This is a genomic window from Bacillus sp. B.PNR1 (assembly GCF_030386235.1).
GTDB classification, from domain to species: Bacteria; Bacillota; Bacilli; order Bacillales; family Bacillaceae; genus Bacillus; species Bacillus stercoris.
The window spans coordinates 681,147-695,612 of sequence record NZ_JANYMN010000002.1 but is presented as its reverse complement, the minus strand read 5'-3'; the positions used below and the strand labels follow the sequence as shown (position 1 = coordinate 695,612).

Sequence of the window (14,466 nt, the reverse complement as noted above, 5' to 3'; positions counted from 1 at the left end):
CGCTTCACTCCCCGAAATGTTTTATCCCGCGATTCCGCCCTTTTTGAACATCAGGAACGGAGCCTAAGCATGGCAATCCGGTTCTCTCGCTGAGCTGCCGTGCGCTTTTGCACGTATCATCGAGAAAATGCAGAAAAAATGCCAGTGTAATGCCGCCCATGACAGCAGCGCCAAGAGCCATGACCATATTTCGCAGCCGGGCCGGCTTGATCATCGGGCTTTCCGAAGCCTTCGCCTCTGATAATATATGTACGCCTTGTACATTCATTCTTTCATCTACTGCTCTTTCAAACTTGTTCACTAATGTGTTCGCAATCTCAGCCGCTTTCGCCGGATCGTGATCCTGGACGGCAACGGTGATAATTTCTGATTCATTTTCACTGCTGGTGATTACTTTTCCTTTCAGCGAGGAAGCCGATTCAGATAGGTGCAATTCCGCCTTGACCTCTTCCATCAAGGCAGTGCTTTTCATAATCGATTGGAACGTGCTGCTATACTGAAGATTTCGCTGGATGTCACTGAGATTCGAGTTTTCTTCACCGTCTGATTCATGAATCAGCACCTGTGTCGACGCCTGATAGGTCGGTGAAATAACCTTAAATTGCACAAAACCCGTAATCAGGGTAACGCCGATTGTGATGAGCAGAATCAGCACGAATCTGTGTCTGACAATCGCATATAATTCTTTAAAACTCATATTCTCATTCATGTATTCATAGCCTTCAGCCTTCCCGCGGCTGGCTTCCCGCGCCCCTTTCTGTTAATGATTGGATTATAAAAGAAAATAGTATTATTTAAAAATTGCAAAATAAGCCAATAAGTTCTCTTTAGAGAACAAAATCATGATTTTCCTCTAATTTACTGCACTTCCCTTATTATTTTAAATTTTATAAAGAACGAATAATTCCTTATAATGAACAAAATAACGACAGGAATAGAGGAGAATTTCACATTATGATTGGAAGAATTATCCGTTTATACCGTAAAAGAAAAGGCTATTCTATTAATCAGCTGGCGGTTGAGTCAGGCGTATCCAAATCCTATTTAAGCAAGATTGAAAGAGGCGTTCACACGAATCCATCCGTTCAATTTTTAAAAAAAGTTTCGGCGACACTTGATGTGGAATTAACAGAATTATTTGACGCAGAAACAATGATGTATGAAAAAATCAGCGGCGATGAAGAGGAGTGGCGCGTACATTTAGTACAAGCCGTACAAGCTGGAATGGAAAAGGAAGAATTGTTCACTTTTACGAACAGACTCAAGAAAGAACAGCCTGAAACGGCTTCTTACCGCAACCGTAAACTGACCGAATCCAATATAGAAGAATGGAAAGCGCTGATGGCGGAAGCAAGAGAAATCGGCTTGACTGTCCATGAAGTCAAATCCTTTTTAAAAACGATGGGAAGATGATGATCGGCTAGAGGGCTAACGTTCGCACCTTGAGGGTAAATCTGTTTATAATGGGTGAAAAAGGGAGAGGACACAATGACTCATCAAACAGTAACGACTCAATACGGCAAAGTAAAAGGCACAACGGAAAACGGCGTACATATATGGAAAGGCATCCCCTTTGCCAAGCCGCCTGTCGGACAATTGCGTTTTAAAGCACCTGAGCCGCCTGAAGTGTGGGAAGATGTACTTGATGCTACAGCCTATGGCCCTGTTTGCCCGCAGCCGACTGATTTGCTTTCACTATCGTATACTGAACTGCCGCGCCAGTCCGAGGATTGCTTGTATCTCAATGTATTTGCGCCTGACACACCAAGTCAAAACCTGCCTGTCATGGTGTGGATTCACGGCGGCGCTTTTTATCTGGGAGCGGGCAGTGATCCATTGTATGACGGATCAAAACTTGTGGCGCAGGGAGAAGTCATTGTCGTTACACTGAACTATCGGCTGGGGCCGTTTGGCTTTTTGCACTTGTCTTCATTTGATGAGGCGTATTCCGATAACCTTGGGCTTTTAGACCAAGCCGCCGCACTGAAATGGGTGCGGGAGAATATCTCAGCGTTTGGCGGTGATCCCGATAACGTAACAGTATTTGGAGAATCCGCCGGCGGCATGAGCATTGCCGCGCTGCTCGCAATGCCTGCGGCAAAAGGCCTGTTCCAGAAAGCCATCATGGAAAGCGGCGCTTCTCGAACGATGACGAAAGAACAAGCGGCGAGCACCGCGGCAGCCTTTTTACAGATCCTTGGGATTAACGTGAGCCAACTGGATCAATTGCATACGGTTTCTGCAGAAGATTTGCTAAAAGCGGCGGATCAGCTTCGGATCGCAGAAAAAGAGAATATCTTTCATCTGTTTTTCCAGCCCGCCCTTGATCCGAAAACACTGCCTGCTGAACCAGAAAAAGCAATAGCAGAAGGGGCTGCTGCCGGCATTCCGCTATTAATCGGAACAACCCGTGATGAAGGATATTTATTTTTCACCCCTGATTCAGACGTTCATTCTCAGGAAACGCTTGATGCTGCACTCGAGTATTTATTAGGGCAGCCGCTGGCCAAGAAAGCCGCCGATCTGTATCCGCGTTCTCTGGAAAGCCAGATTCACATGATGACTGATTTGTTATTTTGGCGCCCGGCCGTTGCCTATGCATCCGCACAGTCCCACTACGCCCCGGTTTGGATGTACAGGTTCGATTGGCACTCGGAGCAGCCACCGTACAATAAAGCGTTTCACGCATTAGAGCTTCCTTTTGTCTTTGGAAATCTGGATGGGTTGAAGCGGATGGCAAACGCGGAGGTTACGGATGAGGTGAAACAGCTTTCTCACACGATACAATCAGCATGGATCACGTTCGCTAAAACAGGAAACCCAAGCACCGAAACTGTGAATTGGCCGGCGTATCACGAGGAAACGAGAGAGACGCTGATTTTAGATTCGGAGATTGTGATCGAAAACGATCCGGATTCTGAAAAAAGGCAGAAATTATTCCCTTCAAAAGGAGAATAAACATGAGGAAAACAGGATATATTGGTGCTGCCATTGTTGTGGCAGCTTGTATCATTATTTTGTCGGCCGTGTTATGTTTACGGGACACAGCCTATTACCAGCCTATGCGCTGGACTGGCATCACACTGTTTTTCACGGGAATTATGATGGTTCCCACATACTCAGCAAAAAGAAAACCCGGAAAAGAGAAGTAAATCTCTTTTCCGGGTTTTGATGTTTCTTATAATTTTCCCGCGCGAATATCGTCTGTCATTCCTTCATAAGGAGCCTTCGAAATCACTTCTTCATTGTCGACTCCCTCATTTTTCAGAAATGTAATTTCCGCAAATTCAGGTACAACGTATTTTGGATACGTTTCATATTTTTCGCGTGATTCTTTCATCAAGTCAATGTGGTCATTTTGGTAGCACACTGTAATTTCAGGATGTTCATGCACCCATTTCGGGAAGAAAATAATGCCGTGCATGCGTTTTTCATTTGGCATAAAGTTTAATGAAACATCCGTGCCAGTCGGCTCTGTCCAAGACACTTTATATACGCCTTCTGTCAGTTTGACAATATTCACTTCCTGATCCCGAACCCAGCGTCCGGCAACCATTCCGCTATGAATTCTATAATCAATTGTATGGTCGTTTTTAATATAAATCTCGTATTCCCAACCGTTTTCATACGTATAAATCATGTGGCTTCCGATAAAGTTGTCCATCTTTCACACTCTCCTTAGTCTTTTACTGTACTTCATAAATGTCTAGTCGAACGTAATCAGGGGTTCTTTCTGCGGAACCGATAAACAAGCGGTCATGCAGCCATTGATAGGCTTCACTGCCTGTTTCAAACGTCGGTACCGTACGAAAATAAACATGCTCCGGATCAATGATTTCCCCGGCTGCCGCTTGTTTTCGAAACGGCTCGCTGACTTGCCGTATTCCATTGTTTTCAATGTAAATCAGTTCATGATCTGCTGTTTCGATTACATACCTGGCAGATAAATCGGTTCTGCCGTCAGCACGAATCATTTGCGAATCGGCGCCGCCCGGCAAAATACGTCCCTTTACTTTCCCGGTTATTGTTCCCGAACGAATCGAAATAAATCGTCTCAGCCCCAGGCCTGTCTCACCAATTGTGATAGGCGGATCAACCTTGATTTCTAAAGAGGCGAATGGTTTTAAAACCGGCTTCTTCAAGAGCACCACCTCACCTTCAGAAAAAATCATGTAACTTTTTACATGTTTACTTTAACACCATTGCAGTTAACTGTCAAACAATAGGAACATAAAAAAACAAGGACTGTTTGAAGACAGTCCTTGTCTGAAGCTAGCTTTGATACGCAAGATATGTGCTGACAGTGCTTTTTGCAAGACAGGCAGAGGAATCTATCATCGGAATCTCACTTTGAAAATGATCTAACACCGCATTTAAATCCGTGCAGGCTGAAATGATGATGTCTGCATGCTGACTGATTTCTTCATATAGCGTCTGCCACAATGCTTGTGTATGCTGCATATGATTTGGCTGTTTGATTGCGGCAATAAGCCGGTTCACAGCGTGCTGCCAATGGTCCTTGTGAACAACTTCTTGTCCATTTGCCTTCAGCCCATTTTGGTAGATGGCGGATTGGATGGTTGGCTCTGTTCCTAACACCACCGCTTTTTTTGCAGGATGCGGAATCTCTTTTATCGTTTCCTCAACGATATTTAACAAAGGAACCGACAATGACTGCTGAATCTCTTCATAGTAGACATGCGCCGTATTACAAGGCAGCGCAATGAAATCAACGCCTGTTTTCTCGAGCTTTACCGCTCCGTCGATAATCGCTTTTTTCATCTCATCATGGTCAATCGGACGATCTGCATAGAAGGGAGTCGGGCATGAATAGATCATCATGTGCGGATAGTCAATGTCGTTTGAAGCCCCATACAGCTTCTGACAGTAATCAATCACCTTATCAATAAACGGCGAGGTCGATTTCGGCCCCATTCCGGCTAATATTCCGATCATCAAATTCATTCCTTTCTAATTCGTACGGACCGCTTCTTCCTCTGAGCCATCCTCATAGAGGATAAAGCTTTTCGCAGCATCCTCGCCTAACATAAACTCGACTTCAACAGACAATGCTCGCAGAAGAAAACGCGTTTCCGAGGAAGGAAATAACTCCAGTCTCAGCTGCCCGGTGATCTCCAAATAAAGCCGTTCATTCTCGGCTGTCACCCGTGCAGCCGTCCCATCCTGAAGCAAGTAGCTGCCAACATAGCGGCTGTATATCGCCGTATCAATTGCTTTTTTCTTTTTATCAGCAGGACGTTTGGGGACCTCATATGGCTGGCCAAATAGAATATGTTCCGCCGCCTTCAGAATCGCTTGTTCATATTCAGTATCCTCTTCCTTATTACTCAAATAGATCAGCGTTTTACGATGATCGATATATCGGATCATCATCGTTGAATAGCCGGGCCATCCTCCGCTATGGCTGACAACCCGCCCTTTTTCAGGACTGTTTTGCAGTACCCAGCCAAAGCCATAATCAATTGTTTCTCCATTATTGAGGCGCACTGGAGAAAACGCGGATTCCTTAGAAGCCTTGCTGATGAAATCGTCCTGATATAAAGCCTGATCAAAACGAAATAAATCGCTTGTGACAGAGTTCACCGTCCCATCCCCTTGTATGCCATCAAGGTACACAACATAGTTCGTTTCCTCCAGGTCGTCTGGAAGGACGTATGTTTCGGAGTGTACATCATACACATATCCGTATGCATAATGATCAATTCGCTCAGGCAAAAGCCTCCAGTTATACACTCTTGTTTCATTCATGCCGATCCGTGAAAAAATACTTGTTTTCATAAAATCCGCATAACTCATGCCAGATGCTTTTTCAATGATAACCGCCAGCAGAACATACCCTGTATTGCTGTACAGCCAGCCTTCATTTGGCTCAAAATAACCGGGCAGCCCCTCATTCATCAGCATATCGACAATATCCTGGTTCACCGCAATCTTGTTTTGATCCCAATTGGCAAAAAACCAACCTATATAATCAGGAAGCCCTGACGTATGGTTCAATAAATGCCGAATCGTTACGCCCTGATACGGAAAGCCAGGCAGCCAGAACCGTCCCGTTAAACTGATGTTTTTCGCCTAATGTCTCAAATAACGTCTGAAGATGCTTTCTTTTATTCTGCTTCATTTCTCCACCTCCCATAGCTTTGTACGTTATCAGGCTATGAACGTTTCAAATATTTTGAGATATCCCTCAGTTAGAGATCCTTTTTAATCGATCACGTATACACGCCGTTCACGTTTGTTTAGCGGGATGAGATCATGTGGTATTTTCTGAATTATTATTAAAAAGGCAACTTTATGCCTATGCGACAGAGGCAATAAAAAATGCAGCGAACGAAAAGAAATTGATAGATATTTTAGTTCCTTAGACCTGTAATCTTTACATCCGTTTATGTTTTTCTATCAAACAAAAGAGGAAAATAGACCAGTTGCAATCCAAACGAGAGTCTAATAGAATGAGGTCGAAAAGTAAATCACGCAGGTTTGTTACTGATAAAGCAGGCAAGACCTAAAATGTGTAAAGGGCAAAGTGTATACTTTGGCGTCACCCCTTACATATTTTAGGTCTTTTTTATTGTGCGTAACTGACTTGCCAACTTCAAACAGGAGGGCTGGAAGAAGCAGACCGCTAACACAGTACATACAAAAAGGAGACATGAACGATGAACATCAAAAAGTTTGCAAAACAAGCAACGGTACTAACCTTTACTACTGCACTGCTGGCAGGAGGCGCGACTCAAGCGTTTGCGAAAGAAGCAACTCAAAAACCATATAAAGAAACTTACGGCATTTCCCATATTACACGCCATGATATGCTGCAAATCCCTGAACAGCAAAAAAATGAAAAATATCAAGTGCCTGAATTCGATTCGTCCACAATTAAAAACATCTCTTCTGCAAAAGGCCTTGACGTTTGGGACAGCTGGCCATTGCAAAACGCTGACGGCACAGTCGCAAACTATCACGGCTACCACATCGTCTTTGCATTAGCCGGAGATCCTAAAAATGCGGATGACACATCTATCTACATGTTCTATCAAAAAGTCGGCGAAACTTCTATTGACAGCTGGAAAAACGCTGGCCGCGTCTTCAAAGACAGCGACAAATTCGTTGCAAATGATTCAATCCTGAAAGAACAAACACAAGAATGGTCTGGCTCAGCGACATTCACATCTGACGGTCACATCCGTTTGTTCTACACTGACTTTTCCGGTACACATTACGGCAAACAAACACTGACAACTGCACAAGTTAACGTATCAACATCAGACAACTCTTTGAACATCAACGGTGTAGAGGATCATAAATCAATCTTTGACGGCGATGGCAAAACGTATCAAAATGTACAGCAGTTCATCGATGAAGGCAACTACAGCTCAGGCGATAACCATACGCTGAGAGACCCTCACTACGTAGAAGATAAAGGCCACAAATACTTAGTATTTGAAGCAAACACTGGAACTGAAGATGGCTACCAAGGCGAAGAATCTTTATTTAACAAAGCATACTATGGCAAAAGCACATCGTTCTTCCGTCAAGAAAGTCAAAAACTTCTGCAAAGTGATAAAAAGCGCACTGCTGAATTAGCTAACGGCGCACTCGGCATGATTGAGCTAAACGATGACTACACACTGAAAAAAGTGATGAAACCGCTGATTGCATCTAACACAGTAACAGACGAAATTGAACGTGCGAACGTATTTAAAATGAACGGCAAATGGTATCTGTTCACTGACTCCCGCGGATCAAAAATGACAATTGACGGCATCACGTCTAACGATATTTACATGCTTGGCTATGTTTCTAATTCTTTAACTGGCCCATACAAGCCGCTGAACAAAACTGGCCTTGTGTTAAAAATGGATCTTGATCCTAACGATGTAACCTTTACTTACTCACACTTCGCTGTACCTCAAGCGAAAGGAAACAATGTCGTGATTACAAGCTACATGACAAACAGAGGATTCTACGCAGACAAACAATCAACGTTTGCGCCAAGCTTCCTGCTGAACATCAAAGGCAAGAAAACATCTGTTGTGAAAAACAGCATCCTTGAACAAGGACAATTAACAGTTAACTAATAAAAACGCAAAAGAAAATGCCGATATCCTATTGGCATTTTCTTTTATTTCTTATCAACATCATAAAGGTGAATCCCATATGAACTATAAAAAAGCAGGCAAATGGCTAACCGTATTCCTGAGCTTTTTAGGAATATTGCTGTTTATCGACTTATTTCCAAAAGAAGGACATGACCAAAAAACAAAATCAACACAGAAGCCGGACTACCGGGCGGCATATCATTTTACGACGCCGGATAAATGGAAAAATGACCCTCAAAAACCGATCTATTTTGATGGCAAGTATCATTATTTCTATCTATATAACCGGGATTACCCAAAAGGCAACGGCACAGAATGGCGCCATGCCGTCTCAGAGGATTTGGTGCACTGGACCGATGAAGGCGTGGCGATTCCGAAATATACAAACCCGGACGGTGATATTTGGACCGGTTCCATCGTGGTGGATAAAGAGAACACAGCCGGCTTCGGGAAAAATGCGCTTGTCGCGATTGTGACACAGCCCTCAGCCAAAGACAAAAAACAGGAACAATATTTGTGGTACAGCACAGACAAAGGAAAATCATTCAAATTCTACAGTGGCAACCCCGTTATGCCTAATCCGGGCACAGACGATTTTAGAGATCCGAAAGTGATATGGGATGACCAGGATAACAAATGGGTCATGGTCATGGCTGAAGGATCAAAAATCGGCTTTTATGAATCCGATAATCTTAAGGACTGGCATTACACAAGCGGATTCTTCCCAGAGCAGGCGGGAATGGTCGAATGTCCTGACCTCTACATGATGCGGGCAAGCGACGGAACGAATAAATGGGTTCTCGGTGCGAGCGCGAACGGTAAACCGTGGGGCAAACCAAATACGTACGCCTACTGGACCGGAAGCTTCGACGGAAAAGAATTCACAGCGGATCAGACTGAAGCCCAATGGCTTGACTATGGTTTTGACTGGTACGGCGGTGTGACGTTCGAAGACAGCAAAAGCACAGATCCATCAGAAAAGCGGTATGCGCTTGCCTGGATGAACAATTGGGATTATGCCAACAACACCCCGACAATGAAGAACGGCTTTAACGGCACAGATTCTGTCATACGCGAACTCCGGCTGCAAGAGCAGGACGGAACATACAGCCTCGTCTCACAGCCGATTGAAGCTTTGGAGCAGCTGACTGTTTCAACTGACAAAATAGAGGATCAGGATGTGAACGGATCAAAAACATTGTCGATAACAGGTGATACGTACCAGCTTGATACGGATCTTTCTTGGTCAGAGCTAAAGAATGCAGGCGTCAGGCTCAGAGAATCTGAAGACCAAAAACGCCATATTGATGTCGGCATTTTCGCTGAAGGCGGCTATGCATATGTCAATAGAGCAGCCACAAATCAGCCTGACAAAAGCAATACCTATGTCGAAAGCAAAGCTCCTTATGATGGAAGCAAACGTAAGGTGCATTTGAAAATACTTGTTGATAAAACAACGATAGAAGTATTTGTTGGCGACGGGAAAACCGTTTTTTCAAATGAAGTCTTCCCAAAGCCTGAAGATAAAGGCATTACTCTTTTTTCTGATGGCGGCACAGCCTCCTTCAAAAATATAACAGTGAAACACTTTGATTCAATTCATGAATAAAAACAGGTGCAGCGCAGGCTGCGCCTGTTTTTTTATTAAGGGCGGTATTCTCTGTTACATATTGGGCATTGTAAGGAATATAAGGCTGGTTTCGAAGGAGGAAGCGAATGTCTAAACAAGGAAATTTTCAGAAATCAATGTCTCTGTTTGATCTGATTTTAATTGGGATGGGAGCCATCTTTGGATCAGCGTGGCTGTTCGCTGTCAGTAATGTCGCTTCAAAAGCTGGGCCCTCCGGCGCTTTTTCCTGGATCCTCGGAGGAGCCATTATTTTGTTAATCGGGCTCGTATATGCAGAGCTCGGAGCCGCTCTGCCCCGTACCGGAGGCATCATTCGATACCCCGTTTATTCACATGGCCACCTTGTCGGCTATTTAATTTCGTTTGTCACGATTGTCGCTTACACAAGCTTGATTTCCATTGAAGTGACCGCTGTGCGCCAGTATGTGGCTTATTGGTTTCCCGGCCTAACCATTAAAGGATCTGATTCACCGACCATTTCCGGCTGGATCTTGCAGTTTGCCTTATTATGCTTGTTTTTCCTGCTGAACTATTGGAGCGTCAAAACCTTCGCTAAGGCGAATTTCATCATATCGATTTTTAAATATATTGTGCCGATTACCATCATTATCGTGCTGATCTTTCATTTTCAGCCGGAGAACTTATCCGTTGAAGGATTTGCACCGTTTGGATTTACAGGTATTCAGGCCGCCATCTCGACAGGCGGCGTGATGTTTGCGTATCTCGGCCTGCATCCAATTGTATCTGTAGCAGGTGAAGTGCAAAATCCAAAGCGTAATATCCCGATCGCTTTAATCATTTGCATCATCGTTTCAACCATCATTTACACTGTTTTGCAGGTCACCTTTATTGGTGCAATTCCGACAGAAACGCTGAAACATGGCTGGCCGGCAATAGGCCGGGAGTTCTCATTGCCGTTTAAGGATATTGCGGTCATGCTCGGGTTAGGCTGGCTAGCAACGCTTGTCATTTTAGACGCCATTCTGTCTCCAGGAGGAAACGGGAATATTTTTATGAATACGACATCTCGGCTCGTTTACGCCTGGGCGCGCAACGGCACATTATTTGGCATTTTCTCAAAGGTCAATAAAGATACGGGGACACCGCGTGCTTCACTTTGGCTTTCGTTTGCCCTGTCCATTTTCTGGACACTTCCCTTTCCTTCGTGGAACGCGCTCGTCAATGTCTGTTCAGTCGCACTCATTCTTTCATATGCGATTGCACCCATTTCTTCTGCTGCGCTGAGGGTTAATGCGAAGGATTTAAACAGGCCGTTTTATTTAAAAGGAATGAGTATTATCGGTCCGCTTTCCTTTATATTTACAGCGTTTATCGTGTACTGGTCAGGATGGAGAACCGTCTCCTGGCTGCTCGGTTCACAGCTCGTGATGTTTTTGATCTATCTCTGTTTCAGCAAATATACACCTAAAGAAGATGTCAGCCTCGCTCAGCAGCTGAAATCAGCCTGGTGGCTTATCGGGTTTTATATTATGATGCTGATCTTTTCCTACATCGGTTCTTTCGGACATGGCTTAGGGATCATCAGCAATCCCATCGACCTCATTTTAGTCGCGATCGGCTCACTGGCGATTTATTACTGGGCCAAGTATACCGGGCTCCCAAAAGCCGCCATTGATTATGATAAATAAAGAAGCAAGAGGTTTTCTTGCTTCTTTATTCTTTACAAACATACATACACGCGATAAAATGAATGAGAGTCAGTCATTTCTAGGAGGTGTTCCTCTTGCCAAAACAAACATCGGGCAAATATGAAAAAATTCTGCAGGCAGCCATAGAAGTCATTTCTGAAAAAGGCCTGGATAAGGCTTCTATTTCTGATATTGTCAAAAAGGCCGGCACTGCACAAGGAACATTCTATTTGTATTTCTCATCGAAAAATGCCCTCATACCGGCCATTGCAGAAAATCTTCTCACCCATACGCTTGATCAAATCAAAGGCAGGCTGCATGGGAACGAGGATTTTTGGACCGTTTTAGATATATTAATTGATGAGACGTTTCTCATTACAGAACGCCATAAGGATATTATTGTCCTCTGTTATTCCGGGCTTGCGATCGACCACTCCATGGAAAAATGGGAAACGATCTATCAGCCTTATTATTCTTGGCTTGAAAAAATCATCAACAAGGCCATTGCAAACCATGAGATAACGGAAGGAATCAATTCAAAATGGACGGCCAGAACGATTATCAACTTGGTCGAGAACACTGCGGAACGATTCTATATCGGATTTGAACAAGATGAAAATGTTGAAGTGTATAAAAAAGAAATCTTTACTTTCTTAAAACGAAGTTTAGGTACTGCTTAAAAAATGACTGGGTAACACCGCTCATTTTTTAACGCCCTAAAAATGACTGACGTTCATTCATAAATTAGAGAGGTGTTTCATTTGAATTGGGTTCTTGTTTTGATTGCAGGACTTTTAGAAGTTGTTTGGGCCTCTTCCCTCAAACATGCCGATTCGCTTTTGGATTGGATCATCATTTTTATCTTGATCGCGATCAGCTTTCTCCTGTTGATCCGCTCTTATCGAAAAATCCCCATGGCCGCCGCGTACACTGTGTTTGTCGGAATCGGAACCGTCGGAACATATATGACCGGAATTGTTCTGGGCGAATCCTTCTCAGCAGCCCAGATGTTCTTTCTAGCTTTGTTGCTCGCTGGCATTTTAGGAATGAAATTATTTACGAAAGAAAGCAAATCTCAGCCGGGAGGTGAACAATAATGGCATGGTTTTTATTAGTGATTGCCGGCATAGAAGAAATTATAGCTGCCGTTGCCATGAAATATATTGATGGGACAAGAAAAAAATGGCCGATCATTGTGATGACGCTTGGATTCGGCTTATCCTTTTACTGCCTGTCCCAAGCGATGATCGTCCTGCCTGCCGGAGTCGCTTATGCCGTCTGGACCGGCATTGGCAGCATTGGCGTTTCGGCGGTCGGGCTCATTTGGTTTAAGGAGCGGTTTCAGCTCTCACAGGTGATTTCTCTTTGCCTTATCCTAGCCGGCGTTATCGGCTTGCGTCTTACGTCTTCTTCATAAAATAAAGGCATATACAGCTGTATATGCCTTTGCCATTAAGCGTCGTGATGTTTTTCAAGATGAAGCGGCGGCGGGATGAGCCAGCCTTTGTTTTTTAGCAGCCTTAAGTATTTTGCGCCGGTTGCCGCTTTCGATATATGAAATTGCCCAAACATCATGGCAATATCCTCACGAATCGATTGCCCCATCATTTTGCTGCATGTCACAAGACCTGCAGCATTTTCCGCTGCCGCGGAGGCCGCCACATCCGGATCGAGAAACCGTGCACCGGGCGGAATATCGTTAAGATCTGCTGTCGGCGGTTCAGGAGAAGCCGGCGGCAGCGCCACCCCGTTTTCTTTCAGGATCGTGCTGACCTGTTTGATTTCATCTTGGCATTTCTCAATAGACTCACGTAGCAGCTTCTTCAGGTCGTCATCACCGACATGATGCAATAGCATCTGGTAATTGCCGACCATTTTATTGCCCGCCATCACATAACTCCACAAGCCGAATACCTCACCATAATGCATCGGTTCATCCTGCGGGTTTCCGCTTAAAATACCCATGTTCATCCTCCTCGCAAATTCAATATCGCACATCTCATAAACTGCCCGAGAGGAGGAAAATATATGTTGCAGCAAGAAAGATTTATGAAACAAAAAAGACAAGAGCGGCAAAATGCCAAACCCTTGTCTTTCCTGTTGTTCTATTGGACGCGCTCGGAGGGATTCGAACCCCCGACAGACGTGGTACCGGAAACCACCGCTCTATCCAACTGAGCTACGAGCGCATATGGACTGCGTTATGAGAACGTCAGCACAACTAATTATACGATAATTCCATTCAAATAACAACCCTCTATTTCGAGACACCACTTTTAAAATAGACACAGCATCTTAATTGGCAATTTGACATAAGATGGTTTGAACCCCTGTATTTTTGGGGAAAATGGGAAAAAGAGACGACTTTGCATATCAGGCCAGCTTTTTGTTTGACCTTTATTGACCAAAAATGTATCATGTAACTACATACTTACCTAAAAGGTGAAGGAGGAGCATTATGAATTTAATACCTACAGTCATTGAACAAACGAACCGCGGGGAAAGAGCGTATGACATTTATTCTCGTCTATTAAAGGATCGTATCATCATGCTTGGATCTGCGATTGATGACAACGTTGCGAACTCCATCGTGTCACAGCTTTTATTCTTAGCAGCAGAAGACCCTGAAAAAGAAATTTCTCTTTACATCAACAGCCCGGGCGGCTCTATTACAGCCGGTATGGCGATCTATGATACCATGCAGTTTATTAAACCGAAAGTATCTACAATTTGTATCGGTATGGCTGCGTCAATGGGCGCGTTCCTGCTTGCAGCCGGTGAAAAAGGCAAACGCTATGCGCTTCCAAACAGTGAAGTCATGATTCACCAGCCTCTTGGCGGTGCGCAAGGTCAAGCGACAGAAATTGAAATTGCCGCGAAACGCATTCTCTTGCTTCGCGACAAATTAAACAAAGTCCTTGCTGAACGTACTGGCCAGCCGCTTGAAGTAATCGAACGCGACACAGACCGTGATAACTTCAAATCTGCTGAAGAAGCGCTTGAATACGGCCTGATTGACAAAATTTTGACTCACACAGAAGACAAATAGTCACAACAAAACCTGCAG

At 44.2% G+C, this 14,466-nt stretch carries 15 protein-coding genes, 1 tRNA gene and 1 pseudogene; 10 read left to right on the top strand and 7 right to left on the bottom strand.

Annotated elements, in window-relative coordinates; all coding sequences use genetic code 11:
* Positions 1–4 precede the first annotated feature (4 nt).
* Positions 5–709 (bottom strand): YveK family protein, encoded by a 705-nt coding sequence (locus tag NZD81_RS14860; RefSeq protein WP_014665456.1) that lies wholly within the window; start codon positions 707–709, stop codon positions 5–7.
* A gap of 245 nt (positions 710–954) precedes the next feature.
* Between NZD81_RS14860 and slrR the strand changes: the two genes are divergently transcribed.
* From slrR to NZD81_RS14845, 3 genes are all read left to right on the top strand, one after another.
* Positions 955–1,413 carry an HTH-type transcriptional regulator SlrR gene (gene slrR / locus NZD81_RS14855; RefSeq protein ID WP_147772557.1) on the top strand — a complete coding sequence of 153 codons (459 nt, stop codon included), beginning with the start codon at positions 955–957 and terminating at the stop codon, positions 1,411–1,413.
* A 75-nt stretch (positions 1,414–1,488) separates the two neighbouring features.
* Entirely contained in the window at positions 1,489–2,958 is a 1,470-nt protein-coding gene (gene pnbA, locus NZD81_RS14850) for a para-nitrobenzyl esterase (RefSeq protein WP_282373585.1), read from the top strand.
* Between the two features lie 2 nt (positions 2,959–2,960).
* The gene (locus tag NZD81_RS14845) at positions 2,961–3,152 is read left to right on the top strand and encodes a hypothetical protein (protein WP_069150361.1); all 192 of its coding nucleotides are present in this window, start codon (positions 2,961–2,963) and stop codon (positions 3,150–3,152) included.
* 26 nt (positions 3,153–3,178) lie between these two features.
* Here the strand turns inward: NZD81_RS14845 and padC are convergent, their stop codons facing one another.
* From padC to NZD81_RS14825, 4 genes and pseudogenes are all read right to left on the bottom strand, one after another.
* Positions 3,179–3,664, bottom strand: coding sequence for a phenolic acid decarboxylase (gene padC / locus NZD81_RS14840; protein ID WP_147772559.1), 486 nt, complete (start codon positions 3,662–3,664; stop codon positions 3,179–3,181).
* A gap of 22 nt (positions 3,665–3,686) precedes the next feature.
* The gene (locus tag NZD81_RS14835) at positions 3,687–4,142 is read right to left on the bottom strand and encodes a DUF3237 domain-containing protein (protein WP_282373588.1); all 456 of its coding nucleotides are present in this window, start codon (positions 4,140–4,142) and stop codon (positions 3,687–3,689) included.
* Positions 4,143–4,272: 130 nt separating this feature from the next.
* Positions 4,273–4,956, bottom strand: coding sequence for a broad specificity amino-acid racemase RacX (gene racX, locus NZD81_RS14830; protein WP_136653782.1), 684 nt, complete (start codon positions 4,954–4,956; stop codon positions 4,273–4,275).
* 15 nt (positions 4,957–4,971) lie between these two features.
* Positions 4,972–6,142 (bottom strand): annotated as a pseudogene (locus NZD81_RS14825) (serine hydrolase).
* Positions 6,143–6,680: 538 nt separating this feature from the next.
* Here NZD81_RS14825 and sacB point away from each other — a divergent pair.
* The 6 genes from sacB (at position 6,681) to NZD81_RS14795 (ending at position 12,816) form a co-directional block, all read left to right on the top strand.
* A complete protein-coding gene (gene sacB, locus NZD81_RS14820; protein WP_282373591.1) occupies positions 6,681–8,099 on the top strand; it encodes a levansucrase in 1,419 nt (472 codons plus the stop codon).
* Positions 8,100–8,178: 79 nt separating this feature from the next.
* The gene (gene levB / locus NZD81_RS14815; RefSeq protein ID WP_282373594.1) at positions 8,179–9,729 is read left to right on the top strand and encodes a 2,6-beta-fructan 6-levanbiohydrolase; all 1,551 of its coding nucleotides are present in this window, start codon (positions 8,179–8,181) and stop codon (positions 9,727–9,729) included.
* Between the two features lie 107 nt (positions 9,730–9,836).
* Positions 9,837–11,399 carry an aspartate/proton symporter AspP gene (gene aspP / locus NZD81_RS14810; RefSeq protein ID WP_282373596.1) on the top strand — a complete coding sequence of 521 codons (1,563 nt, stop codon included), beginning with the start codon at positions 9,837–9,839 and terminating at the stop codon, positions 11,397–11,399.
* 95 nt (positions 11,400–11,494) lie between these two features.
* Positions 11,495–12,079: a TetR/AcrR family transcriptional regulator gene (locus tag NZD81_RS14805; RefSeq protein ID WP_148343214.1), complete on the top strand. Its 585-nt coding sequence runs from the start codon at positions 11,495–11,497 to the stop codon at positions 12,077–12,079.
* Positions 12,080–12,160: 81 nt separating this feature from the next.
* Entirely contained in the window at positions 12,161–12,496 is a 336-nt protein-coding gene (locus tag NZD81_RS14800; protein ID WP_134975076.1) for an SMR family transporter, read from the top strand.
* Positions 12,496–12,816, top strand: a complete 321-nt coding sequence (locus NZD81_RS14795) for a DMT family transporter (protein ID WP_069150367.1) — start codon at positions 12,496–12,498, stop codon at positions 12,814–12,816. Before NZD81_RS14800 ends, NZD81_RS14795 begins: the two co-directional genes overlap by 1 nt.
* A gap of 35 nt (positions 12,817–12,851) precedes the next feature.
* On the opposite strand, the gene NZD81_RS14790 is transcribed toward NZD81_RS14795, so the two are convergent.
* Complete coding sequence (locus NZD81_RS14790; RefSeq protein ID WP_282373600.1) at positions 12,852–13,364, bottom strand: DUF3231 family protein; 513 nt, start codon at positions 13,362–13,364, stop codon at positions 12,852–12,854.
* A gap of 148 nt (positions 13,365–13,512) precedes the next feature.
* Positions 13,513–13,588 (bottom strand) — tRNA-Arg (locus tag NZD81_RS14785).
* 269 nt (positions 13,589–13,857) lie between these two features.
* Between NZD81_RS14785 and clpP the strand changes: the two genes are divergently transcribed.
* Positions 13,858–14,448, top strand: a complete 591-nt coding sequence (clpP, locus tag NZD81_RS14780) for an ATP-dependent Clp endopeptidase proteolytic subunit ClpP (RefSeq protein ID WP_014665471.1) — start codon at positions 13,858–13,860, stop codon at positions 14,446–14,448.
* The last annotated feature ends 18 nt before the right edge of the window (positions 14,449–14,466 follow it).

What these genes read in the sequence shown, in the direction of transcription:
- NZD81_RS14860 (WP_014665456.1), bottom strand. Translation starts at nt 709, where the DNA reads ATGAATGAGAATATGAGTTTTAAAGAATTATATGCGATTGTCAGACAC.
- slrR (WP_147772557.1), top strand. Translation starts at nt 955, where the DNA reads ATGATTGGAAGAATTATCCGTTTATACCGTAAAAGAAAAGGCTATTCT.
- pnbA (WP_282373585.1), top strand. Translation starts at nt 1,489, where the DNA reads ATGACTCATCAAACAGTAACGACTCAATACGGCAAAGTAAAAGGCACA.
- NZD81_RS14845 (WP_069150361.1), top strand. Translation starts at nt 2,961, where the DNA reads ATGAGGAAAACAGGATATATTGGTGCTGCCATTGTTGTGGCAGCTTGT.
- padC (WP_147772559.1), bottom strand. Translation starts at nt 3,664, where the DNA reads ATGGACAACTTTATCGGAAGCCACATGATTTATACGTATGAAAACGGT.
- racX (WP_136653782.1), bottom strand. Translation starts at nt 4,956, where the DNA reads ATGATCGGAATATTAGCCGGAATGGGGCCGAAATCGACCTCGCCGTTT.
- sacB (WP_282373591.1), top strand. Translation starts at nt 6,681, where the DNA reads ATGAACATCAAAAAGTTTGCAAAACAAGCAACGGTACTAACCTTTACT.
- levB (WP_282373594.1), top strand. Translation starts at nt 8,179, where the DNA reads ATGAACTATAAAAAAGCAGGCAAATGGCTAACCGTATTCCTGAGCTTT.
- aspP (WP_282373596.1), top strand. Translation starts at nt 9,837, where the DNA reads ATGTCTAAACAAGGAAATTTTCAGAAATCAATGTCTCTGTTTGATCTG.
- NZD81_RS14795 (WP_069150367.1), top strand. Translation starts at nt 12,496, where the DNA reads ATGGCATGGTTTTTATTAGTGATTGCCGGCATAGAAGAAATTATAGCT.
- NZD81_RS14790 (WP_282373600.1), bottom strand. Translation starts at nt 13,364, where the DNA reads ATGGGTATTTTAAGCGGAAACCCGCAGGATGAACCGATGCATTATGGT.
- clpP (WP_014665471.1), top strand. Translation starts at nt 13,858, where the DNA reads ATGAATTTAATACCTACAGTCATTGAACAAACGAACCGCGGGGAAAGA.